The sequence below is a fragment of the Rheinheimera soli genome, assembly GCF_031457405.1.
Taxonomy (GTDB): Bacteria; Pseudomonadota; Gammaproteobacteria; order Enterobacterales; family Alteromonadaceae; genus Pararheinheimera; species Pararheinheimera soli_A.
Map to the genome: position 1 here is coordinate 13251 of NZ_JAVDWR010000019.1, position 21073 is coordinate 34323.

The following is a 21073-nucleotide window of genomic DNA, read 5'->3' on the forward strand; positions in this document are numbered from 1 at the left end:
AACTGAAATTAAACATCAGAGCAAAGCTTGCTTAATAACAAATATTAACCAGAATTAAGTAGCCCCAACAGTGGGCAAACCAATCAGGAGAAGTTCCATGAAACGTAATCAAGGTTTTACCCTTATTGAATTAATGATAGTTGTTGCGATCATCGGTATATTAGCGGCCATTGCTTTACCTGCTTATCAGGATTACACGGCCAAAGCCCGTGGCTCGAATGCCGTCGCTTCATTAGGTGGTCAAAAAATTAAAGTCGCCGAAGCTTTTGCCACCTCAGGGGTTTTGGGTTGTACTGACTCAGCAAACGTAGCTATTCCAAACTGCACTGGATTAGGCGTTTTGGCTCTGACTTATGATGGTATCACCGCCACTATGACCCCAACAGCACCAGCGCAAGCGGGGCAGAATATTACCTGGGCTTGTGCCTTAACAGGTTCTGGCGCAGTTCCAATTAAAGGTTGTGGTATTTAGTTTTTAGTCTCTCGCATCATAAACGGCCCGTTCAGGGCCGTTTTTCTCAGAATAAAGCAAGACCAGAGAGGCCAAGATCCAGCACCGGGAATCTGTATGGCATTAAACCCAAACTCGATATTATTAAAACGTTTACAGCAAGCTAATTTAGTTGACCCTCAGCACTGTTCTAAATTGCTGCAGGAAAAAAGTCATCAGTATCAGACCATTGCTGACTTGCTGATTGGTGAAAAGCTGATCCAGTCGAAACTACTGGCGGAAGCTGCCGCTTCTTTTACCCTGCACAGCTCGCTGGATTTAGATTTTTTTGATATCAATGCCATTCCGGAACAGTTACGTAACGAAAAACTGATCCGTAAGCACCATATTCTGCCACTGAGCAAAAGGCACAAAACCTTATTTCTGGCTGTGGTCGACCCTACTGATATGACGTCAGTGGAAGACTTTGAATTTAATACTGGCCTGAATGCCGAAATGATAGTGGTCGAGTTCGACAAGCTGCACAAAGCCATCGACAAGTTGTTTGATACCACAGCCACCGACAGTTTTACCGACACCCAATGGGATTTAGCCAAAATGGGCTTGGCTGGTGGTGAAGAAGAAGACATCAAAACCGTGGGGTCTGACAGTGAAGATCAGCCCATTATTTCCTTCATCAACAAAATGTTACACGACGCTATTCGTAAAGGTGCTTCCGATCTGCATTTTGAACCTTATGAAAAAAGCTACCGTATCCGCTTTCGCATCGACGGCATTTTGCATGAAGTGGCATCGCCCCCTGTGGCTTTGTCAACGCGTTTGTCGGCCCGTTTAAAAGTGATGTCGCGTCTGGATATTGCGGAAAAACGTGTGCCTCAGGATGGCCGTATTAAACTTAAACTGTCGCAGAAAAAGTCGATCGACTTTCGGGTCAGTACTTTGCCTACTTTGTGGGGCGAAAAAGTAGTGATGCGGATCCTCGACTCCGACAGTGCCATGCTGGGTATTGATATTCTGGGCTATGAAGCTGAACAAAAGCAGCTGTATCTGAATGCCTTGTCTCAGCCACAAGGCATGATTTTAGTCACAGGCCCGACAGGTTCAGGTAAAACCGTGTCTCTGTATACAGGCTTGAATATTCTCAATACCGAAGAAACTAATATTTCCACAGCTGAAGATCCGGTCGAAATTAACTTGCCCGGCATTAATCAGGTGCAAGTAAATCCAAGAGCAGGCCTGACCTTCCCTTCAGCCCTAAAGGCTTTTTTACGTCAGGACCCTGATGTGATTATGGTCGGCGAAATCCGTGATTTAGAAACGGCCGAAATCGCCATTAAAGCAGCCCAGACAGGTCATTTAGTGCTCAGCACCTTACACACCAACTCAGCCCCTGAGACCCTCACCCGTTTACTGAATATGGGAGTACCCGCTTATAACGTCGCCAGTTCAGTCACGCTTATTATTGCCCAGCGTCTGGCCCGGCGCTTGTGCAATCATTGTAAAGCCGCTGAACAAATTCCAGAACAGGAAGCATTAAAACAAGGTTTTTCAGCCACTCAGCTCAGCCAATTAAAGCTATTTAAACCTGTGGGTTGTGACCATTGCACCGGCGGATACAAAGGTCGTTTGGGTATTTATGAAGTTATGCCTATTACAGGTCAAATTGCCGCTAAAATTATGGCAGGCGCTAATTCGCTGGATATTGCAGCCCAGGCTCAAACTGAGGGGTTTCCAAACTTACGCCAGTCCGCGCTAAAAAAAGCAGCCGCAGGGCTCACCAGCCTGGCTGAAGTGAATCGGGTGACCAACGCCACAGATCACAGTGCAAGCAAGGATTAGAATCATGGCCGAAGTAAAAGTAAAGCAACTCGATATCTTTTTGTGGAAAGGCATCAACAGAAGAGGCAAAACCAGCAATGGTGAAATCAGAGCTGGCTCAGTGGCTGAAGCCAAAGCTTTGTTGCGTCAGCAAGGTTTTACCCCTTCGTCAGTAAAGAAAAAAAGCAAACCCCTTTCTTTTGCTCAGCCCGGCATCAAGTCTTCCGATATTTCAGTAGTGACCCGGCAAATCGCCACTATGTTAGGTGCAGGTGTGCCTTTGGTGCAAAGTATTGACCTGATTGCCAGCGGTGCCACTAATGAAACTCTGCGTCAGTTGATGGCAAAAATTTCCGTTAAAGTACAAGGGGGTACGCCTTTATCCGAAGTGCTGCGTGAACACAAAGATCATTTTGATGAGCTGTACTGCGATTTAGTGAAGTCCGGCGAACAATCCGGTGCTTTAGACAGAATTTTTGACCGCATCGCCATTTACAAAGAAAAAGCCGAAGCGCTGAAATCCAAAATCAAAAAAGCCATGTTTTATCCTATAGCCGTTATTGTGGTGGCTGGTATAGTGACTTCTATTTTGTTAATTTTTGTCGTGCCGCAGTTTGCGGAAATCTTTGGCAGCATGGGCGCTGAATTACCGGCTTTTACTTTGTTTGTATTAGGTATTTCGGAGTTTATGCAAAGTTACTGGTACATAGTGCTGGGCGCTATAGTGGGCGCAGTTTTTATCTTTTCTAAATCCTATAAAACCAGTCAGAGCTTCAAAGTAGCAGCCGACCATGCCATTTTAAAAATGCCCATTATGGGCATGATTTTAAATAAGGCCGCAGTTGCACGGTACGCCCGCACTTTATCCACCACTTTTGCCGCTGGGGTGCCTTTGATTGAAGCTCTGGAATCGGCAGCTGGCGCTGCGGGCAACGAGAAATACAGGGCAGCTATTTTGTCGGTACGGGAAGAAGTAGCGGCTGGTAATCAGATGCATCTGGCAATGAAAAATACCGGCTGTTTTCCTGAGATGGTAAATCAAATGGTGTCGATAGGCGAAGAGTCTGGTGCTTTGGACAGTATGCTGGCTAAAGTTGCTTCAATTTATGAGCAGGAAGTAGACGATGCAGTCGATGGTTTAACCGCCTTGCTTGAGCCCTTGATTATGGCGGTGTTAGGTGTCTTAATAGGCGGACTTATTATCGCGATGTATCTTCCGATCTTCCAACTGGGCAGTATTGTGTAATGGATTTTTTTTCTCCTTTGGTGCAGGTGTTTGAACAATCAGCTGTGACCTTTTATGTAGTTGTAGTGTTGTTTAGTCTGGCTGTAGGCAGTTTTCTGAATGTGGTGATTTATCGTTTACCAAAAATGATGGAACTGGCCTGGCAACAAGACTACCAACAGTATTTCAATCAAAACGCAGAGCAAACACCAGCCCGATTTAATCTGGCTTTGCCTCATTCGCATTGCCCTAAATGCCAGCATCAGCTGTCCGCTTTGGACAACATCCCGTTGTTGAGCTGGCTGGTACTCAAAGCCAAATGCCGTTACTGCAAAGCCCCTATCAGCGCGCGTTATCCGGCGATTGAAGCTTTCACAGCTCTGTTGTCTTTGCTGGTTGCTATGCATTTTGGTGTGACAGAACAAACTCTGATTTATTTGCTGGTGACCTGGTTGCTGATTGCTTTGTCTTTTATCGACATCGACAAAATGCTGCTGCCGGATCAACTCACTCAGCCACTGCTCTGGTTTGCTTTATTGCTTAGTGTCACTGGTTTTACTGTCTCCCCTACAGACTCGCTGATTGGTGCTGCTGCCGGCTACTTAAGTTTATGGTCTGTGTTCTGGTTATTTAAGCTGGTCACGGGTAAAGAAGGCATGGGTTATGGCGATTTTAAACTGCTGGCCATTTTTGGTGCCCTGCTTGGCTGGCAATTATTGCCACTGATTATTTTGTTGTCCTCTGTAGTAGGTGCTGTTTTGGGTTCATTGATGTTGCTTATTCAGGGCAAAGGCAAAGCCACCCCTATTCCATTTGGCCCATATATAGCAGCTGCAGGCTGGATAGCTATTTTATGGGGTAAAGATATTACCGCCTGGTATCTGGGTACCATGGGCCTGTAAAGAATGGGTCTTTAACATGTCTGGATATATAGTAGGCCTGACCGGCGGCATAGGCAGCGGTAAAACCACAGTCGCCAATTTATTTCATGATCTGGGTGTACAGAGCGTGGATGCCGATTTAGTGGCACGCGATGTGGTGATGCCGGGAGAGACAGCTCTGGTTGCTATCACTGAGCATTTTGGCCACGGTATTCTGCAACAGGATGGTCAATTGGATCGCGCTGCGCTCAGAGCACGGATTTTTGCCGATGAAACAAAAAAGCAGTGGCTGAATCAGTTATTGCATCCTTTGATCCGTCAGCGTTTGCTGCAGCAGTTAGCAGACTGTACATCAGGTTATGCCTTGCTGATTGCCCCTTTGCTGCTGGAAAACAAACTACAAACTTATACCGACAGAGTACTGGTAGTGGATGTTCCCCCAGAACTGCAACTTAGCCGCACTATACAAAGGGATGGAGTGCCGGCAGAACAAGTACAAAACATACTGAACAGTCAGCTTTCACGGCCTGAACGTTTGCAGGGTGCAGATGATGTGCTGCTCAATACAGTGCCACTTTCACAACTTCAAGCTCAAATACAGCAGCTGCACCAGCGTTATCAGCAGTTTGCCAAGGAAAAACTAGCAAAAAGCTCTACTTAGGTTTATGGTAATGAACATTGTTAACAAATGTTTCAGTCATGACTTCAATCATCTACGAACATCCGCTGAACGAAAAAGTACGCACCTATTTACGGGTTGAGTACTTGTTTCAGCAAGTCACCAAGCTGCAGCCGCTGGAAACAGAATGGCAACAACAAGGCTTTTTTAGCTCGTTATTTTCGTTGATTGAAGTATTGGAACGTAATGATGTACGGCCTGATTTGATCAAAGATGTAGAGCGCTGTGAATCAGCTCTGGTGAACTGGTCCCGCCACCCTGCCATTTCAGATGAGATGTTACAAAGCATGCTGCAAAAAGCAGTGCGGTTACAAAGTGATTTGTTACGCTGCGGAAAATTTGCCAGCAGTTTAAAAGAAGATAAATTTCTGGCCCCGTTGCGCCAGCGTTTTTTTATACCAGGTGGCACCTGTTATTTTGATTTACCTCAGTTGCAGTACTGGTTTTATCAGCCTTTAGCTCAGCGAAAAAAGGTAGCCCAGGAGTGGCTGGACCAACTCTCTCTGGTTGAAACTGCCATCTCTTATGTGCTGACCTTCATCCGGGAACGTGGACAATTTAAAGAGCTCATCGCTGAAAACGGTTTTTTTCAGAGTAATACTGAACAGTTTGAATTACTGCGTATCGACTACTCCATGGAGTACCAAAGCTATCCTACCATCAGCGGTAACAGATACCGCTATGCCATACGTTTTATGCAGCTCTGCAACAGTGTAGGACGCACCACTATGGATAAAGCTATCCCCTTCAAATTGGCTTGTTGTTAGATTGTATTAACTGCCTGATGGGCGGGGATAAACCCGACCCCTACCTGAAATCCGCAGTCTGCGGTACACTAGCGCTCTTTTGAAGATGCTGTTGGAGTCTGCCTTATGGCCACTATAGTTAAATGCCCGACCTGCCAGAAAGAAGTCGTCTGGGGTCCTGGATCTGCTTTCCGGCCTTTTTGTTCTGACCGTTGTCGTTTAATTGATTTAGGCGCATGGGCCAATGAAGAGCATAAAATACCGGATAAAGGCCGTGCCGACTTGCCTCTTTCTGAGCAGCAATTAGAGCAATTAGAGAATGAGTTATTAGAACAGGACAATGAATTCTTTAAATAAAACCGTAGGGGCGCGACCTTTATGGTCGCCCGTCTACCCGTTAAAACCGATCCCAAACGACCATTACGGCCGCCCGAATTCGGCCAACAACTTATCTAAAATCGGCTGATTGGCATCAGGGAACTGATACTGATGGAGCTCAGACAAAGGCACCCAGCGCACTGGCTGGCCTTCAAGCCCTATCGCTTCGCCTTCAAACTCTTGTACCAGATGAATATCCAGCAACACTGTTTTTTCGGGGTACGCATACTGCAGTTCAAACCAGGGGCTTGACGCTGCAATATCCAGATCCACTTCTTCTTTCAGTTCTCGTGCCAAAGCCTGACTGGTGGTTTCACCCGTTTCCACTTTACCACCGGGAAACTCCCAGCGACCGCCCTGGTGCAATTTATCCGGACGCAGCGCCAGTAACACCTGCTGCTGTCTTAAAACTACACCTACGGCGACATGAACCACTTTCAGCGTCATAATTAAACCAGTTTACCGTGACACTGTTTGTACTTTTTACCTGAGCCACAAGGACAAGGATCGTTACGCCCTACTTTTTCAGCATCACGAAACACAGCCGAAGCGCTGCTTTGTGGAACTTCAGTAGCCACTTGTTCCATTTCTTCGTGCTGGAATTGCATATCGGTGCTTTCCGCTTTACGGCGCTGTTCTTCTACCGCATCTACGTCTTCAGCTGCACGGATTTGAACCCGTGATAACACACCAATCACATCCAGTTTCAAATTGTCCAGCATAGTGGAGAACAACTCAAAAGCTTCACGCTTGTATTCTTGTTTCGGGTTCTTCTGCGCATAACCACGTAAGTTAATGCCCTGACGTAAATGGTCCATTGCCGCCAGGTGTTCTTTCCAGTGTGTGTCTAAGCTTTGCAGCATCACTGACTTTTCAAACTGACGCAGCACTGAAGGACCCACCATATGCTCTTTCAGCTCGTAAGATTTATCGACCACTTCGTGGATTTGCTCACGCAGCTTCTCTTCAAAGAGTTTTTTGTCATCCGCTAACCATTTGGCAATAGGCATGTCGATGGCAAAATCAGCTCGGAATCGCGCTTCTAAGCCCGGAATATCCCACATCTCGTCCAAAGACTGAGGTGGAATGTATTGATCCAGCACAGAGGCCACTACGTCGTGACGAATCGCATTGATGGTTTCAGAAATATCAGCCGTATCCATCAGCTCATTACGTTGTTCATACACCACTTTACGCTGGTCGTTGGCTACGTCGTCAAATTCCAGTAATTGCTTACGGATATCAAAGTTACGGGCTTCTACTTTACGTTGGGCATTTTCAATAGCGCGGCTGACCCATGGGTGCTCAATGGCTTCACCAGGTTCCATACCCAGTTTGCGCATCATGCCCGCCATACGGTCTGAAGCAAAAATACGCATCAATGCATCGTCTAACGACAGATAAAAACGTGAAGAACCCGGATCACCCTGACGACCAGAACGACCCCGTAACTGGTTGTCGATACGACGGGATTCATGACGTTCTGTACCAATGATATGCAAGCCACCAGACTCAATCACAGCGTCATGGCGTTTCTGCCATTCTTGTTTCACTTGTTCAATTTGTTCTGCGCTGACATCACCTAAAGCGGCCAGCTCAGCCTGTAAGTTACCACCCAAAACAATGTCAGTACCACGACCAGCCATGTTGGTGGCGATAGTCACAGTGCCAGGCTGACCAGCCTGAGCAATAATTTGTGCTTCGTTGGCGTGGAATTTGGCGTTTAATACCTGATGCGGGATTTTTGCTTCGTGCAGCAATTTCGACAGGTATTCAGAACTTTCAATAGAGGCAGTACCCACCAGAATAGGACGCATCAAGGCACGGTTTTCTTCAATGTCTTTGATAATCGCCTGATACTTTTCTTCAACCGTCAGATACACCAGATCAGGCATATCGTTACGCACCATAGGTCTGTTGGTTGGAACTACTATGGTTTCTAAGCCGTAAATAGACTGGAATTCAAAAGCTTCAGTGTCTGCAGTACCTGTCATACCTGCCAGTTTGTCGTACAAACGGAACAGGTTCTGGAAAGTGATAGAGGCTAAAGTCTGGTTTTCGTGGTTAATACGAACCCCTTCTTTGGCTTCAATGGCCTGGTGCAAACCTTCAGACCAGCGACGGCCTTCCATAGTACGGCCTGTATGTTCATCGACTATAACAATCTCGTTATCTTTGATCACATAGTCTACGTCTTTCTTAAACAGGTTGTGTGCACGTAAAGCGGCATAGGTATGGTGCAACAGAGTAATGTTAGCCGCAGAGAACAGAGAGTCGCCAGGCTGTATTAAACCCAGTTCCTGCAAAATTTCTTCCACACGGATTTGGCCCAGTTCAGTCAGATAAATTTGTTTGGCTTTTTCATCTATGGTGAAGTGACCATCACCCATAGCGCCTTCTTCATCTTCTTTTTCTTGCTTCACAAGCTGAGGCACCACTGTATTGATCACTCGGTACAGCTCAGAACTGTCTTCCGCCTGACCCGAAATAATCAGTGGAGTACGGGCTTCGTCTATTAAAATAGAATCCACTTCATCGATAATGGCATAAGCTAAATGGCGCTGAACCCGCTCTACCGCAGAAAATGCCATGTTGTCGCGCAGGTAATCAAAACCAAATTCGTTGTTGGTACCGTAAGTGATATCTGCATTGTAGGCCGCTTGTTTATCGGTATGACCCATACCAGGCACATTCACACCTACAGTTAAGCCTAAGAAATCAAATAAAGGCGCATTGGTTTCCGCATCACGACGGGCTAAGTAATCGTTGACTGTGATGACATGCACAGCCTGACCACCTAAAGCATTTAAGTAAGCAGGCAAAGTAGCGGTTAAAGTTTTACCTTCACCTGTACGCATCTCAGAAATTTTGCCCTGATGCAGCACTATGCCGCCAATCAGCTGCACATCAAAATGACGCATCTTAAATACACGTTTACTGGCTTCACGTACTGTGGCAAAAGCCTCTGGTAATAAATCGTCCAGTGTGGCGCCGTCTGCAACGCGCTGTTTAAATTCAGCGGTTTTTAATTTGAGTTGTTCGTCGGTCAGGGCAACAAAAGAAGGTTCCAGGCTATTAATCAGATCAACCGTTTTTTTCAACTTTTTTAAATAACGATCATTACGACTACCGATTAATTTGGCGAAAAATTTTCCAAACATTTTATAAATACCACTTCTTGGTTGAGACTCACTCCGAGTCCGGCCTGAGCCTTTTTACCCACATCCCAGAAACTCCGGCTTCAGGAAAGTGGGTACATATTATTGAATACGGCGATTAACAAACATCATAGGGTCAATTTGCTGACCATTTTTCAGTACTTCGTAATGCACATGTGGACCTGTTGAACGGCCAGTGCTGCCCATAATGGCGACCTCTTGCCCTTTGGTCACCATCTGTCCAACCTGGACAGTGGTCTCTTTGGCATGAGCATAACGAGTGCGATAACCATCACTATGCTCAATTTCAACCAGTTTACCGTAACCAAAACGTTCACCAGACCAGGTCACAATGCCACCTGCTGTTGCAAAAATAGAATCACCTTCCCTGCCGGCGAAATCTACCCCACGGTGTACTGAAGGCTCCCCACTAAAGGGATCACTGCGCACACCAAAACTCGACGATAAATAACCACTTAATACAGGGCGGCCCGATAACTGAACGCTTTTTCCTATATGGTGATTCAAATCCAGAGATTCAAGCATCGCAAAGCGGGTTTGTTCTGATTGCAGGTTTTGCTCCAGCTCGTTGAGCTGCAACAATACGGCATTCAGTTCAGCCAGACTGATTTCAGTCGAGGTTTGTGCAGGTCCCCCCATAGCCGGGTTCTCGTGCAGGTTAAACTCTTCTGTCGATAAATTGGCGGCGTCAATTAAACGTTCACCGACCATATTCAGTCGGTTTACCTGAGCCTGCAGTGTTGCCACTTTAGAAGTTAACGCCGCCAGCTGGTTTTCAGCACGACGGCGAATATCCGCAATTTCTTCAGTTTCAGCGGCACGGCTCAGCTGGACTTTTTCAAGTTCGGCATTGCCTTTCTGAAACAGATTTGCAAAAGCGGCTCCTGCACCGGACGCAATACAAAAAAGTAAGACGGCCGTGACTGTCAGTTGCGATGGCGTGCTGCCAAAGCTGAAGTGGCGATGTCGGCCACGATAGAAAACTGTTACACTCATGCAACCTCAGTATAAATTCATAAGTTAAGATGGCGCGCTATTCTCAGAAACCAGTGGATCTAAGTCAGTTGCTGCAACAAAGCTCTTTGTTGTCTACCATGCAGCACGCCGATCTGTTGCGCCAACTTAATACCGAATTAGCGCAGTTTCTGCAACTGGATCCATCCGGTTTTTGCAAAATTAGTACCATAAAAGCTGGTCGCTTAGTAATTTTATGCCAATCGCCTGCCTGGGCAACCCGGCTGAAAATGCAAAGAGAGGCCATTCTAGACAATTTCCGCCAGAAAATCTTGCCGGATTTAGCAGGTATCGACATTGAAGTGTCACCCAATACCCAGCTGCAGTATGTCAAAGCGGAAGAAATCAAAACTGAAGGACCTAAAATCTCTGAACAAGCTGCGGTGTATTTACTGGCTTTAGCACAAAACAGTGAAGGTGAGTTAAAGCAGAAACTACAAAGGCTGGCAGAGCTGGCTCAAAAACCTGACTCTGCCCCCAAGACTTAGGCTAATTGTGGCGCTAAGTACGATATTGGCATTTGCGCGTCTTTTTCGAAGCTGACAAATTCCCAGTTCGCCTGATCAGCAAGTACTGCAGACAATAACTGGTTGTTTAAAGCGTGGCCCGTTTTATAAGAACGGAACTCGCCCAGAATGCTGTAACCGGCCATATATAAATCACCGATTGCATCCAGAATTTTGTGTTTGATAAATTCGTCTTCATAGCGCAGACCGTCCTGGTTTAATACCCGGAACTCATCCAGCACTACGGCGTTATCAAAACTACCGCCTAACGCCAGATTATTGGCGCGTAAATATTCAATGTCCTGCAGGAAACCAAAAGTACGGGCACGGCTGATGTCTTTAATAAAAGACGCAGCAGAGAAGTCCAGCTTCATGCGCTGTTTGGTTTCTGAAATCACAGGGTGATCAAAATCGATGGCAAAATCCATACGGAAACCGTGGTGTGGCACAAACTCGGCCCACTTATCACCGTCTTCAACCCGAACTTTTTGCTTAATACGAATAAATTTTTTGGCTTTTTTCTGTTCACTGACACCGGCTTCCAGCAACAGATAAACAAAAGGGTTGGCACTGCCGTCCATAATTGGAATTTCAGCAGAGTCGACTTCGATAAACAGGTTATCGATACCTAAACCAGCCACTGCAGCCATTAAATGCTCAGTGGTGGACAGGCGTACGCCTTCGTCGTTGATCAAACAAGTACACATCACAGTGTCGCCCACTAATTCAGGGCTGACTTTAAAATCAACGATCGGGTTCAGATCGACACGCCGGAATACGATACCGGTATTATCAGGAGCAGGCCGGAGAGTAAGCGTAACCTTTTCTCCCTTGTGTAAACCTACCCCGATCGAGCTGATTGATTTTGCAATGGTACGTTGTTTAATCATATTTTTTCCTGTTCAAATATTGAACAAATCCAAAATGGCGGCGAAGCATAACATAGCTGACCAGCTATGCCAACCTTTAGGCCTTTTGCAAGCTGACTAAAAATTAGTCAGCTTGTTTACGTAAAAACGCCGGAATATCGAAAATATCGATGTTCGCTTGTTTTTCCGCTACAGGTTTACTTTGCACATTCGGTACTTCTAACTGCGCCTGTGACATATCACGGGCGGCGTTACCCTGATGATGAGCATAGCTTGTACCAGCACTACCATAAACGTGCGCTGAACGAACTGGTTCATGACGGTGATTTGGCACCAGGCTGATATCAGGCTTACGCTCTGCACCTATACCTGTGGCCACTACAGTCACACGCAGTTCATCCGACATATCCGGGTCAATTACAGCACCAACGACCACAGTTGCATTTTCTGAGGCAAAAGCTTTCACTGCATTACCCACAGTTTCAAACTCTTCAATGCTGATATCCAGACCAGCCGTGATATTCACCAGAATACCTTTAGCACCTGACAAATCGATATCTTCCAGTAACGGGCTTGAAATCGCTTGTTCGGCCGCTTCTTCAGCACGGTCAGGACCAGATGCACGGCCAGTACCCATCATCGCAGTACCCATTTCTGACATGACAGTACGCACGTCGGCGAAGTCGACGTTAATCAGACCTGGACGAGTGATCAGCTCTGCAATACCCTGCACTGCACCTAACAATACGTTGTTAGCCGCTTTAAACGCATCCAGCAGGCTGGTGCCTTTGCCTAAGACTTTTAATAACTTGTCGTTAGGAATAGTGATCAGTGAATCCACATGTTTTGCCAGTTCAGCAATACCTTCGTCCGCATAAGCTAAACGCTTTTTGCCTTCGAACGGGAATGGCTTAGTCACAACAGCAACAGTCAGAATCCCCATTTCACGGGCAACTTCAGCTACTATTGGGGCAGCACCAGTACCAGTACCACCGCCCATACCGGCAGCGATAAAGATCATATCTGCGCCTTGCAGCGTTTTCTTAATGGTTTCACGGTCTTCTTCTGCAGAACGACGACCCACTTCAGGGTTAGCACCAGCGCCTAAACCTTTAGTCACGCCAGCACCCAGTTGCAGAGTCATATGCGCAGAAGAGTTACGCAGCGCCTGCGCGTCCGTATTGGCAGCAATAAACTCAACACCTTCAATGTTGCTTGCAACCATATACTCAACAGCGTTACCGCCACCACCACCAACACCTATTACTTTAATTACAGCTTCTTCGCTGTGGCTTTCCATTAACTCAAACATAGCTCTCTCTCCGTTTTAGTACGCTTACTCAAAAAGTTAAAATTCGCCTTTAAACCAGCTGGTGAGTCGTTTCACCATGCCGCCGACTGACTCGCGGGCAGCAACAGCTTTTTTTTGCTGGGTCCGCATGTCTTTTCCATAAATCAATAACCCCACTACGCTGGCGTAGGCCGGGTCCTGTACATATTCTTTTAAACCGCTGATGCCAATCGGATAACCTAAACGCACCGGCATCTGGAAAATATCTTCGGCAAACTCAATGGCACCTTCCATTTTGGCGGTCCCACCGGTCAGCACTATGCCTGCGGCAATTTGCTCTTCCAGACCACAGCTGCGAATTTCTTCCAGCACCAGTTCAAATAATTCCTGGTAGCGGGGTTCAACCACTTCAGCCAGGGTATGACGTGACATGCTGCGAGCCGGACGACCACCCACGCTTGGCACTTCAATATTTTCTTCTTTACCCACCATACTGCGAAGCGCACAGGCGTATTGCACTTTGATATCTTCGGCATGGCCTAAAGGCGTGCGGAAAATTTTGGCAATATCGCTGGTGACCTGATTACCAGCCACAGGGATCACAGCGGTATGACGTAAAGCACCGTTAGTAAATACCGAAATATCTATAGTGCCGCCGCCCATATCCACAACGCAGACACCCAGTTCTTTTTCATCATCCGTCAGCACTGCATAGCTGGAGGCTAATGAAGAAAAAATCAGCTGGTCGACATGCAGTTCGCAGCGCTCAGCACATTTTTCGATATTTTTTGCCATATCATTGGCGCATGTGATGATGTGAGCCTTGGCTTCCATCCGCACTCCCGACATGCCAATAGGGCTTTTAATGCCTTCCTGCATGTCGACTGAAAATTCCTGTGGCAGTACGTGCAACATGCGACGCTCAGCCGAAATAGGCACTGACTTGGCGGCGTGGATGACGTTAATCACATCTTCAGCTGTCACTTCGGCGTCATTAATAGGCACCATGCCACTTTCGTTCTGACAACGAATATGTTTACCGGTAATACCTAAATACACAGAAGACACGCGGCAATCGGCCATCAGTTCGGCTTCTTCCACGGCGCGGCGCACAGACTGCACCACCAGGTTCAGATCGTTGACACCACCTTTGTCCATACCACGGGCTACATGAGTACCTACACCAACAATACTTAACTGATTGTCAGCGGTAATTTCGCCCACTAAGGCTTTTACCTGTGCTGTGCCTATATCTAAGCCAACGATAAGATCACGTTCTGTCGACTTTGTCATCTTGTTCTCTTTGTTCTGGCGCTTCGACCCAACGTACAGCGACGCCTGTGTCATAACGCAAATCAACTTCGGCAACTGCCTGAGTTTTATGTTTACTAATCACAGGGTACAAATCGATAAACCGCTGCACCCGCTTTGCCGTATCTTCACGGCCCAGAGTCAATTGAATGCCCTCTGCTAAATTCAGTTGCCAGGCCTGACGGGCTGACACTGTGAGTCCTGTTGCCATATGCTGATGGACGGTCAGCATCTGATTCAATTGATTGAACATGGTCAGTGCATCCTGCTCGGCCCCGTCCGGACCTTGTAACTTTGGCAATGGCTGTTTTAGTTCAGCCACAGGAGCGACAAAGAGTTGACCTTGTTGATTGAGTAAATATTGGTCATTCCATACCGCCACTGGCTTATGTTCAGTCACCACCACCACGAGCGTATCAGGCCATTGTTTGCGCACGGCAGCCTGAGCGACCCAGGGTTGTTGCTGCAGAAACAGCTGCACCTGATCCACGTTCAAATTAAAAAAGTTACCCAGATACTGTTGTTGCAGCTTTTGGTTTAACCCTGCCGCTTCGATCTGAGAAAAATCGCCATAAACCTTCACTTGCTGGATAGGCGCACTTTGTTGATCCTGGCTCCAGAGCCAGATCTGATAACCTAACCAGCTGACAAACCAGACGGAAAAACAGAAAAACACCACACCAGCCCAAAAGGCTTTGTTCGCAGGTGTTGTTACTGTTTTGCCGTTTTTAGTCATAAGGTCTGTTCTAAAATCTGTAAAACTAACTGTTCAAAACTCAAACCTGCTGCTTTGGCGGCCATTGGCACCAATGACTTTTCTGTCATGCCCGGCACAGTATTCACTTCCAGCAGATAAAAATTACCCTGCTCATCCAGCATCGCATCCACACGGCCCCAACCTGAAGCCCCCACAGCAGTAAAAGCAGACGCTGCTGCACGCTGCAACAAGGCTGTCTGTTCGGCTGTTAAAGGCGCAGGACAAAGGTATTCAGTGCTATCGGACTGATACTTGGCTTCGTAATCATAAAAAGAGCGGGGAGTACGCATTTCAACGACTGGCAGAGCCTTACCATTGAGCACAGTCACGGTAAATTCGCGGCCCTGGATCCATTGTTCTACCAGCACATCAGCATCGTACTTAGATGCCACAGCCAATGCCTGTTCCAGCTCTTGTGCAGTGCTTGCCGCACTCATGCCAATACTGGAACCTTCATTCGCTGGTTTCACCATCACTTTACCAGCTAATTGCTGCAAAATATCCTGATAATTCAGTTGTTTCCCAGCTTCAGCCACTAAAAACCTAGCAGTAGGCAAGCCTTGTGCCTGAAACAGCCATTTGCAGCGGATTTTATCCATCGCCAAAGCTGAACCTAAAACACGACTGCCGGTATAAGGCAAGCCCATCAACTGCAATGCGCCCTGCATAGTGCCGTCTTCACCACCCCGGCCATGCAGCACTATAAATACGCGGTCAAAACCCGCAGCAGTTAAAGCACTTAACGGCTGATCTTTAGGATCAAAAGCATGGGCGTCGACACCTTGCTTTTGCAGAGCAGCTAAAACTGCAGCACCAGAACGTAGCGACACTTCACGTTCTGCCGAGGTTCCACCCAACATCACCGCCACTTTGCCAAATTTGCTGCTCATACTTCAAGCTCCCTCGTTTGGTTTTAATGCAGAAATTGCTAATTTAGTTGCCGCCAGTTGTTTGGCCAGCGCGCCTATATTGCCAGCGCCCTGAGTCAGCAGCACATCACCATCCTGCAACACATCCGCTAAAGCTGCAGGTAAGTCGGCTGGAGTCGCCACATAAATAGGGTCCAGCTGACCACGAGCGCGGATAGAGCGGCATAAACTGCGGCTGTCGGCGCCCGGAATAACGGCTTCGCCTGCGGCGTAGACTTCAAGCAATAACAATAAATCGACAGACGACAACACCTTGGCGAAGTCTTCGTATAAATCACGGGTTCTGGTGTAACGGTGTGGCTGATAAGCCATGACTATACGACGCTCTGGCCAGGCGTTACGCGCTGCAGCTAAAGTAGCCGCAACTTCACTTGGATGGTGGCCATAATCATCCACCAGCAGCACTTTACCGCGGCCTGTTTCAAACTCGCCATACTGTTCAAAACGACGGCCTATACCTTCGAATTTTTGCAGTGCAGCCAAAATAGAATCCGTGGCTATGCCTTCATCTTTTGCTACAGCAAAAGCTGCGGTCGCGTTTAATGCATTGTGACGACCGGCTAAATTCAGCTCGATTTGGCTGGCAACACCTTCTTTGTCGGTGATAACAAAATGGCTTTGGGTACCGGTTTGGCCGAAGTCACTGATCACATAATCTGCATCTTCACTAAAACCATAGGTAATAACAAAACGACCAATTTGTGGGATCAGCTCACGCACTACCGCATCGTCGATGCACATCACGGCGACACCATAAAATGGCAGGTTATGGCAAAACTCCAGATAGGTGGCTTTCATTTTTTCAAAGTCACCCTGATAAGTTTCCATATGATCAGGTTCGATATTGGTGATCACAGACGCCATAGGCTGTAAATGCAGGAAAGAGGCGTCGCTTTCATCGGCTTCAGCAATTAAATAGCGGCCAGCACCAAGACGGGCATTGGTACCAGCAGAATTCAGTAAACCACCAATAACAAAAGTAGGGTCAGTGCCAGCTTCCGCAAAAATAGAAGCTATTAAACTGGTGGTAGTGGTTTTGCCATGGGTACCGGCAATAGCAATGCCATGGCGGAAACGCATCAGTTCGGCCAGCATTTCAGCGCGGCGCACCACCGGAATACGGTGTTCTATCGCAGCAGCTACTTCCGGATTATCGGTTTTTATCGCACTGGAGACCACCACTACGCTGGCACCTTCAATGTTCTCTGCCTTATGACCAATCACAATACAGGCGCCTAACGCAGCTAAGCGGTCAACCACAGGGTTTGGCGCTATGTCCGAACCTGAAACTTTATAACCTTCATTCACTAAAACTTCGGCAATACCACCCATACCAGCGCCGCCGATGCCCACAAAGTGGATCCGCTCGACACGACGCATAGCATTTTTCTTTTGTTGTTTTGTATTGCTCATTTAGCCTTACCTGTAACTTCACCACAGACTCTTACAACTTGTTCTGCGGCATCATCTATTGCTGTTCTGCGGGCATTATTTGCCAAATGACGCAGCGCACTTTTGTCCTGTAACCAGGACTGAAGTAAAGGCAACAAAGCACCTTTACTGAATTCGTTTTGTGGCAACAAGACTGCCCCTTGTTTTTGCACTAACCAGCTGGCATTGGCCGTCTGGTGATCATCAATAGCGGATGGCAAAGGCACAAAAACTGCCGCCACCCCGGCACAAGCCACTTCAGACACTGTTAAAGCACCGGCACGACAAATCACCAAGTCAGCCCAGGTATAAGCTGCAGCCATATCTTCAATAAAAGCACTGGCACTGGCTGCTAATTCAGGTAAAGCGGCATAAGCCTGCTGCACCTGAAGCTCCATGCTTTTACCGGTTTGATGCCGTATTTCCAGCGCGCCAGTGTTGGCTGCCTGAGCAAAAATGCCAGGTAACTGTTGATTAAACACCTGAGCACCTAAACTGCCACCTACCACTAATACTTTTAAGCTGTCACCTGGCGCCTGCAGTTGCTTTTGTGTCGATACAGCCAGTACTTCAGCACGCACCGGATTACCTACCACCAGTCTGTCTTTGCGATCGGCAAAAGCTTGCGGAAAGGCCACCAGGACTTTATGGGCAATACGGGCTAATAACCTGTTGGTGGTGCCAGCGACTGCATTTTGTTCATGCACTATCAAAGGCTTACCCGCTAACCATGCAGCTAAACCACCAGGGCCACTGGCATAACCACCAAACCCTAACACCAGATCAGGGTTCAATTTCCTGACTAAAGCACGGGCCTGACTGATGGAGCGCCATAACATCAGCGGCGCTTTCAGCAAGCTTTTTAAACCTTTGCCACGTAAACCGGCCACAGCAATGCTATGAAATGGAAAACCAAACTGCGGCACTAAAGTCGCTTCCATCCGATCTGCTGTACCCAGCCAGTGAATGTTCCAGCCTTGTTGCTTTAATAGTTCTGCCACAGCTTTTGCCGGAAAAATATGACCACCAGTGCCACCCGCCATAATCAGCGCTGTTTTTTGCTCTTGGTCAGCAGTCTGAATCAGCTCAGGCATGAGGACCTCCGCTAATGGCATGTCGACCTTTCAATCGCACTTCAAAATCAATTCGCAGCAACAAAGCTGCGGCCACCATCATAATAATTAAGCTACTGCCGCCCGAACTGATAAAAGGCAAAGTTAAACCTTTGGTTGGCAAAACACCGCTCGCCACACCAACATTAACGCAGGTTTGAAAACCTATCCAAATCGCCAGTGCATAAGCTAAAAAGCCATGAAAACTCATGCCCTTAAACAAAGCTTTGTTACCAATCCATAAAGCGCGGCTGACCAGTAAAAACAGCAGGCTTAAAATGACAAAAACACCCACCAGGCCAGTTTCTTCTGCAATCACAGCAAAAATAAAGTCGGTATGAGCTTCCGGTAAATATTCCAGCTTTTGTACGCTGTTGCCGAGGCCCTGCCCAAACCAGCTACCACGGCCAAAAGCCATCAACGATTGGGTCAACTGGTAGCCGTTACCAAAAGGATCAGCCCATGGATCTAAAAAGGAGGTGACACGACGCCAACGGTATTCGCTGTACACAATCAACACACCAATAGCGGCCAAACCTGTGAAAATTAAGCAGAAAAACTGCCATAACTTAGCACCGGCCAAAAACAGCAACACCACCGCAGTGGCAAACATCACAATCACTGTGCCCAGATCAGGTTGCATCAACAGCAATACCGCCAGCACAAACAAAACAATCAGTGGTTTGATAAAACCCTTAATGTTTTCCCGTACTTCTTCATGGCGACGCACCAGATAACTGGCCAGATAAACAAAAAAGAACAATTTGGCGGGCTCAGCCGCCTGAATATTAAAAGGACCAAGCGCCAGCCAGCGGGTTGAACCATTCACGTTGCGACCAAACAACAACACAGCAATCAGCAATGCCAGCGCCAGCATCAGTAATAAAATATTGGTGTTGTGCCACCAGGATACAGGCACATTCAGCACCACATAAGAGGCGCCTAAACCAATTACCAAATACACCAGATGACGGATAGTAAAATGCATAGGGTTGTCATATAGACGTTCGGCCACAGGCACTGAAGCACTGGTCACCATAATAATGCCAACGCAAATCACCAGCGCCAGCAACACCAGAAACAGCTTGTCGTAGCTGTTGGCTTCATCACGTTGCCACCACAAAGCTATTGCTTCGCTGGGTGAAGGCATTAGGTTCATCAGCATTTGCTTCATAACCACACCTTCTGCACAGCAGCAGTAAATTGCTGACCACGGTCTTCGTAATTTTTAAACATATCCAGGCTGGCACAGGCAGGTGATAACAACACCAGATCCCCTGCTGTTGCCAGCTGAGCAGCAGTTTTTACTGCGGCCATTAAATCTCTCACTTCAAAGCTGCCTGCTTTGAGTGCAGCAATAGCGTGACCGTCCTGACCTAAAGTGATTAAGTGATCCACATCAGTATTTAGCACTGCGCCCAATTCAGTGAAATCAGCGCCTTTGCCATCACCACCCGCTATTAAAATCAATTTGCCTGTCACTTCAGCTCGTAAACCTGCAATAGCAGCCAGGGTAGCGCCCACATTAGTTGCTTTGGAGTCATTCACCCAACGCACAGCTTTATGATCCGCCACTAATTGGCAACGGTGTGGCAATGAGCTAAAGGTTTTAAGGGCTTGTACTAAGCCTTCCCTGCTGGCACCTGCTGCTAAAGCCAAAGCGCAACTGACCAAAGCATTAAACTGGTTATGCAGGCCCACTATGGTCATGTCACGCACAGGCATTAAAGGCAAACCTGCAACCTGCAACCAGCTTTCGCCCTGCAGCTGCACGACACCGTAGTCTGCACCCGCTAAATCAATAGCCAGAGCAGGAACTGCAGCTTTTGGTGTGGTCAACTCATCGGTTTTATTGTAAATCGCCAGTTGTGTGCCCTGATACACCCTTTGCTTGGAAGCAGCATAAGCGGCCATAGTGCCGTATCTGTCCATATGATCTTCAGTCACATTGAGAATACAGGCGGCTTTGCTGCGTAAAGAAAAAGTGGTATCCAACTGAAAACTGGACAGCTCCAGTACAAAAACGTCGGCATCACTTTGCAGCGCATCCAGAATAGGTAAACCGATATTGCCTGCAGCTACAGCATGTAAGCCTGAACATTGCAGCATATGGGCAGTTAAACTGGTGACAGTGGATTTACCATTGGCGCCGGTAATGGCCAGCACTGGCTTGTGGTTTTGCAGTGCAAACAGCTCTACATCACCAATCAGCAAGGCGCCCTGAGCTAAAGCAAAACGTATAGCCGGATGTTTAGGATCTAAGCCTGGGCTGACCACTAGAACATCCATATGAGCTAAACGGTTGGCATCCAGTTCACCTAAATAAATACCGTCCACTTTGTCTGCCGGAATTTGATCCAGTCCTGACACTTTTAAGCGGGTATCCATTAGCACTGGTTTCACGCCTTGTTTCAGCAAAAAGCGCACTGTGGCCAGACCTGAAAGGCCTAGTCCTATCACAGCAACACGTTTTCCCTGGAACAACTTAGCGTTCAT

Annotated in this window: 20 protein-coding genes; 8 read left to right on the forward strand and 12 right to left on the reverse strand. The window is 47.3% G+C overall.

Annotation, left to right across the window (positions count from 1 at the left end; genetic code table 11):
- Window positions 1-97 precede the first annotated feature (97 nt).
- The 7 genes from J2W69_RS17790 to yacG all read left to right on the forward strand — a co-directional run bounded on the left by J2W69_RS17790 (window position 98) and on the right by yacG (window position 6157).
- Window positions 98-472, forward strand: coding sequence for a pilin (locus tag J2W69_RS17790; protein ID WP_310280992.1), 375 nt, complete (start codon window positions 98-100; stop codon window positions 470-472).
- 96 nt (window positions 473-568) lie between these two features.
- Window positions 569-2290: a type IV-A pilus assembly ATPase PilB gene (gene pilB / locus J2W69_RS17795; protein ID WP_310280994.1), complete on the forward strand. Its 1722-nt coding sequence runs from the start codon at window positions 569-571 to the stop codon at window positions 2288-2290.
- A gap of 4 nt (window positions 2291-2294) precedes the next feature.
- The gene (locus J2W69_RS17800) at window positions 2295-3515 is read left to right on the forward strand and encodes a type II secretion system F family protein (protein ID WP_310280996.1); all 1221 of its coding nucleotides are present in this window, start codon (window positions 2295-2297) and stop codon (window positions 3513-3515) included.
- A complete protein-coding gene (locus tag J2W69_RS17805) occupies window positions 3515-4396 on the forward strand; it encodes a prepilin peptidase (RefSeq protein ID WP_310280999.1) in 882 nt (293 codons plus the stop codon). The genes J2W69_RS17800 and J2W69_RS17805 overlap by 1 nt, the downstream gene beginning before the upstream one ends.
- A gap of 16 nt (window positions 4397-4412) precedes the next feature.
- Window positions 4413-5036: a dephospho-CoA kinase gene (coaE, locus tag J2W69_RS17810; RefSeq protein WP_310281001.1), complete on the forward strand. Its 624-nt coding sequence runs from the start codon at window positions 4413-4415 to the stop codon at window positions 5034-5036.
- A gap of 38 nt (window positions 5037-5074) precedes the next feature.
- Window positions 5075-5821 carry a cell division protein ZapD gene (gene zapD, locus J2W69_RS17815; RefSeq protein ID WP_310281002.1) on the forward strand — a complete coding sequence of 249 codons (747 nt, stop codon included), beginning with the start codon at window positions 5075-5077 and terminating at the stop codon, window positions 5819-5821.
- 105 nt (window positions 5822-5926) lie between these two features.
- On the forward strand, window positions 5927-6157 hold the full coding sequence (gene yacG, locus J2W69_RS17820; protein ID WP_310281004.1) for a DNA gyrase inhibitor YacG: 231 nt from the start codon (window positions 5927-5929) through the stop codon (window positions 6155-6157).
- A 63-nt stretch (window positions 6158-6220) separates the two neighbouring features.
- Here yacG and mutT read toward each other — a convergent pair whose 3' ends face one another.
- From mutT to J2W69_RS17835, 3 genes are all read right to left on the reverse strand, one after another.
- The gene (gene mutT / locus J2W69_RS17825; protein WP_310281006.1) at window positions 6221-6625 is read right to left on the reverse strand and encodes an 8-oxo-dGTP diphosphatase MutT; all 405 of its coding nucleotides are present in this window, start codon (window positions 6623-6625) and stop codon (window positions 6221-6223) included.
- Between the two features lie 2 nt (window positions 6626-6627).
- On the reverse strand, window positions 6628-9339 hold the full coding sequence (gene secA / locus J2W69_RS17830; RefSeq protein ID WP_310281008.1) for a preprotein translocase subunit SecA: 2712 nt from the start codon (window positions 9337-9339) through the stop codon (window positions 6628-6630).
- A gap of 99 nt (window positions 9340-9438) precedes the next feature.
- Entirely contained in the window at window positions 9439-10353 is a 915-nt protein-coding gene (locus J2W69_RS17835) for a M23 family metallopeptidase (RefSeq protein WP_310281010.1), read from the reverse strand.
- Between the two features lie 29 nt (window positions 10354-10382).
- On the opposite strand from J2W69_RS17835, the gene J2W69_RS17840 reads away from it, so the two are divergent.
- Window positions 10383-10859: a DUF721 domain-containing protein gene (locus tag J2W69_RS17840; RefSeq protein ID WP_008900088.1), complete on the forward strand. Its 477-nt coding sequence runs from the start codon at window positions 10383-10385 to the stop codon at window positions 10857-10859.
- Here the strand turns inward: J2W69_RS17840 and lpxC are convergent.
- The 9 genes from lpxC to murD all read right to left on the reverse strand — a co-directional run bounded on the left by lpxC (window position 10856) and on the right by murD (window position 21073).
- Window positions 10856-11767: a UDP-3-O-acyl-N-acetylglucosamine deacetylase gene (gene lpxC, locus J2W69_RS17845; protein ID WP_008900089.1), complete on the reverse strand. Its 912-nt coding sequence runs from the start codon at window positions 11765-11767 to the stop codon at window positions 10856-10858. The two genes, J2W69_RS17840 and lpxC, sit on opposite strands and share 4 nt — an antisense overlap.
- Window positions 11768-11870: 103 nt before the next feature.
- A complete protein-coding gene (gene ftsZ / locus J2W69_RS17850; protein ID WP_310281013.1) occupies window positions 11871-13058 on the reverse strand; it encodes a cell division protein FtsZ in 1188 nt (395 codons plus the stop codon).
- 36 nt (window positions 13059-13094) lie between these two features.
- Window positions 13095-14330, reverse strand: a complete 1236-nt coding sequence (gene ftsA, locus J2W69_RS17855; RefSeq protein WP_008900091.1) for a cell division protein FtsA — start codon at window positions 14328-14330, stop codon at window positions 13095-13097.
- Window positions 14308-15084, reverse strand: coding sequence for a cell division protein FtsQ/DivIB (locus J2W69_RS17860; protein ID WP_310281016.1), 777 nt, complete (start codon window positions 15082-15084; stop codon window positions 14308-14310). The genes ftsA and J2W69_RS17860 overlap by 23 nt, the downstream gene beginning before the upstream one ends.
- The gene (locus tag J2W69_RS17865) at window positions 15081-15995 is read right to left on the reverse strand and encodes a D-alanine--D-alanine ligase (RefSeq protein ID WP_310281018.1); all 915 of its coding nucleotides are present in this window, start codon (window positions 15993-15995) and stop codon (window positions 15081-15083) included. The genes J2W69_RS17860 and J2W69_RS17865 overlap by 4 nt, the downstream gene beginning before the upstream one ends.
- 3 nt (window positions 15996-15998) lie before the next feature.
- A complete protein-coding gene (murC, locus tag J2W69_RS17870; protein WP_310281020.1) occupies window positions 15999-17447 on the reverse strand; it encodes a UDP-N-acetylmuramate--L-alanine ligase in 1449 nt (482 codons plus the stop codon).
- Window positions 17444-18559, reverse strand: a complete 1116-nt coding sequence (gene murG / locus J2W69_RS17875; RefSeq protein WP_310281022.1) for an undecaprenyldiphospho-muramoylpentapeptide beta-N-acetylglucosaminyltransferase — start codon at window positions 18557-18559, stop codon at window positions 17444-17446. Before murG ends, murC begins: the two co-directional genes overlap by 4 nt.
- Window positions 18552-19751 (reverse strand): putative lipid II flippase FtsW, encoded by a 1200-nt coding sequence (ftsW, locus tag J2W69_RS17880; RefSeq protein WP_310281024.1) that lies wholly within the window; start codon window positions 19749-19751, stop codon window positions 18552-18554. The genes murG and ftsW overlap by 8 nt, the downstream gene beginning before the upstream one ends.
- Window positions 19748-21073, reverse strand: a complete 1326-nt coding sequence (murD, locus tag J2W69_RS17885; RefSeq protein ID WP_310281026.1) for a UDP-N-acetylmuramoyl-L-alanine--D-glutamate ligase — start codon at window positions 21071-21073, stop codon at window positions 19748-19750. Before murD ends, ftsW begins: the two co-directional genes overlap by 4 nt.

Excerpts from the sequence above, each read along its gene's own strand:
- murD (WP_310281026.1), bottom strand. The coding sequence starts at position 21,073 with ATGAACGCTAAGTTGTTCCAGGGAAAACGTGTTGCTGTGATAGGACTA.
- J2W69_RS17860 (WP_310281016.1), bottom strand. The coding sequence starts at position 15,084 with ATGACTAAAAACGGCAAAACAGTAACAACACCTGCGAACAAAGCCTTT.
- lpxC (WP_008900089.1), bottom strand. The coding sequence starts at position 11,767 with ATGATTAAACAACGTACCATTGCAAAATCAATCAGCTCGATCGGGGTA.
- J2W69_RS17835 (WP_310281010.1), bottom strand. The coding sequence starts at position 10,353 with ATGAGTGTAACAGTTTTCTATCGTGGCCGACATCGCCACTTCAGCTTT.
- zapD (WP_310281002.1), top strand. The coding sequence starts at position 5,075 with ATGACTTCAATCATCTACGAACATCCGCTGAACGAAAAAGTACGCACC.
- J2W69_RS17800 (WP_310280996.1), top strand. The coding sequence starts at position 2,295 with ATGGCCGAAGTAAAAGTAAAGCAACTCGATATCTTTTTGTGGAAAGGC.
- murC (WP_310281020.1), bottom strand. The coding sequence starts at position 17,447 with ATGAGCAATACAAAACAACAAAAGAAAAATGCTATGCGTCGTGTCGAG.
- coaE (WP_310281001.1), top strand. The coding sequence starts at position 4,413 with ATGTCTGGATATATAGTAGGCCTGACCGGCGGCATAGGCAGCGGTAAA.
- J2W69_RS17840 (WP_008900088.1), top strand. The coding sequence starts at position 10,383 with ATGGCGCGCTATTCTCAGAAACCAGTGGATCTAAGTCAGTTGCTGCAA.
- pilB (WP_310280994.1), top strand. The coding sequence starts at position 569 with ATGGCATTAAACCCAAACTCGATATTATTAAAACGTTTACAGCAAGCT.
- ftsZ (WP_310281013.1), bottom strand. The coding sequence starts at position 13,058 with ATGTTTGAGTTAATGGAAAGCCACAGCGAAGAAGCTGTAATTAAAGTA.
- ftsW (WP_310281024.1), bottom strand. The coding sequence starts at position 19,751 with ATGAAGCAAATGCTGATGAACCTAATGCCTTCACCCAGCGAAGCAATA.
- yacG (WP_310281004.1), top strand. The coding sequence starts at position 5,927 with ATGGCCACTATAGTTAAATGCCCGACCTGCCAGAAAGAAGTCGTCTGG.
- murG (WP_310281022.1), bottom strand. The coding sequence starts at position 18,559 with ATGCCTGAGCTGATTCAGACTGCTGACCAAGAGCAAAAAACAGCGCTG.
- mutT (WP_310281006.1), bottom strand. The coding sequence starts at position 6,625 with ATGACGCTGAAAGTGGTTCATGTCGCCGTAGGTGTAGTTTTAAGACAG.
- ftsA (WP_008900091.1), bottom strand. The coding sequence starts at position 14,330 with ATGACAAAGTCGACAGAACGTGATCTTATCGTTGGCTTAGATATAGGC.
- secA (WP_310281008.1), bottom strand. The coding sequence starts at position 9,339 with ATGTTTGGAAAATTTTTCGCCAAATTAATCGGTAGTCGTAATGATCGT.
- J2W69_RS17865 (WP_310281018.1), bottom strand. The coding sequence starts at position 15,995 with ATGAGCAGCAAATTTGGCAAAGTGGCGGTGATGTTGGGTGGAACCTCG.
- J2W69_RS17790 (WP_310280992.1), top strand. The coding sequence starts at position 98 with ATGAAACGTAATCAAGGTTTTACCCTTATTGAATTAATGATAGTTGTT.
- J2W69_RS17805 (WP_310280999.1), top strand. The coding sequence starts at position 3,515 with ATGGATTTTTTTTCTCCTTTGGTGCAGGTGTTTGAACAATCAGCTGTG.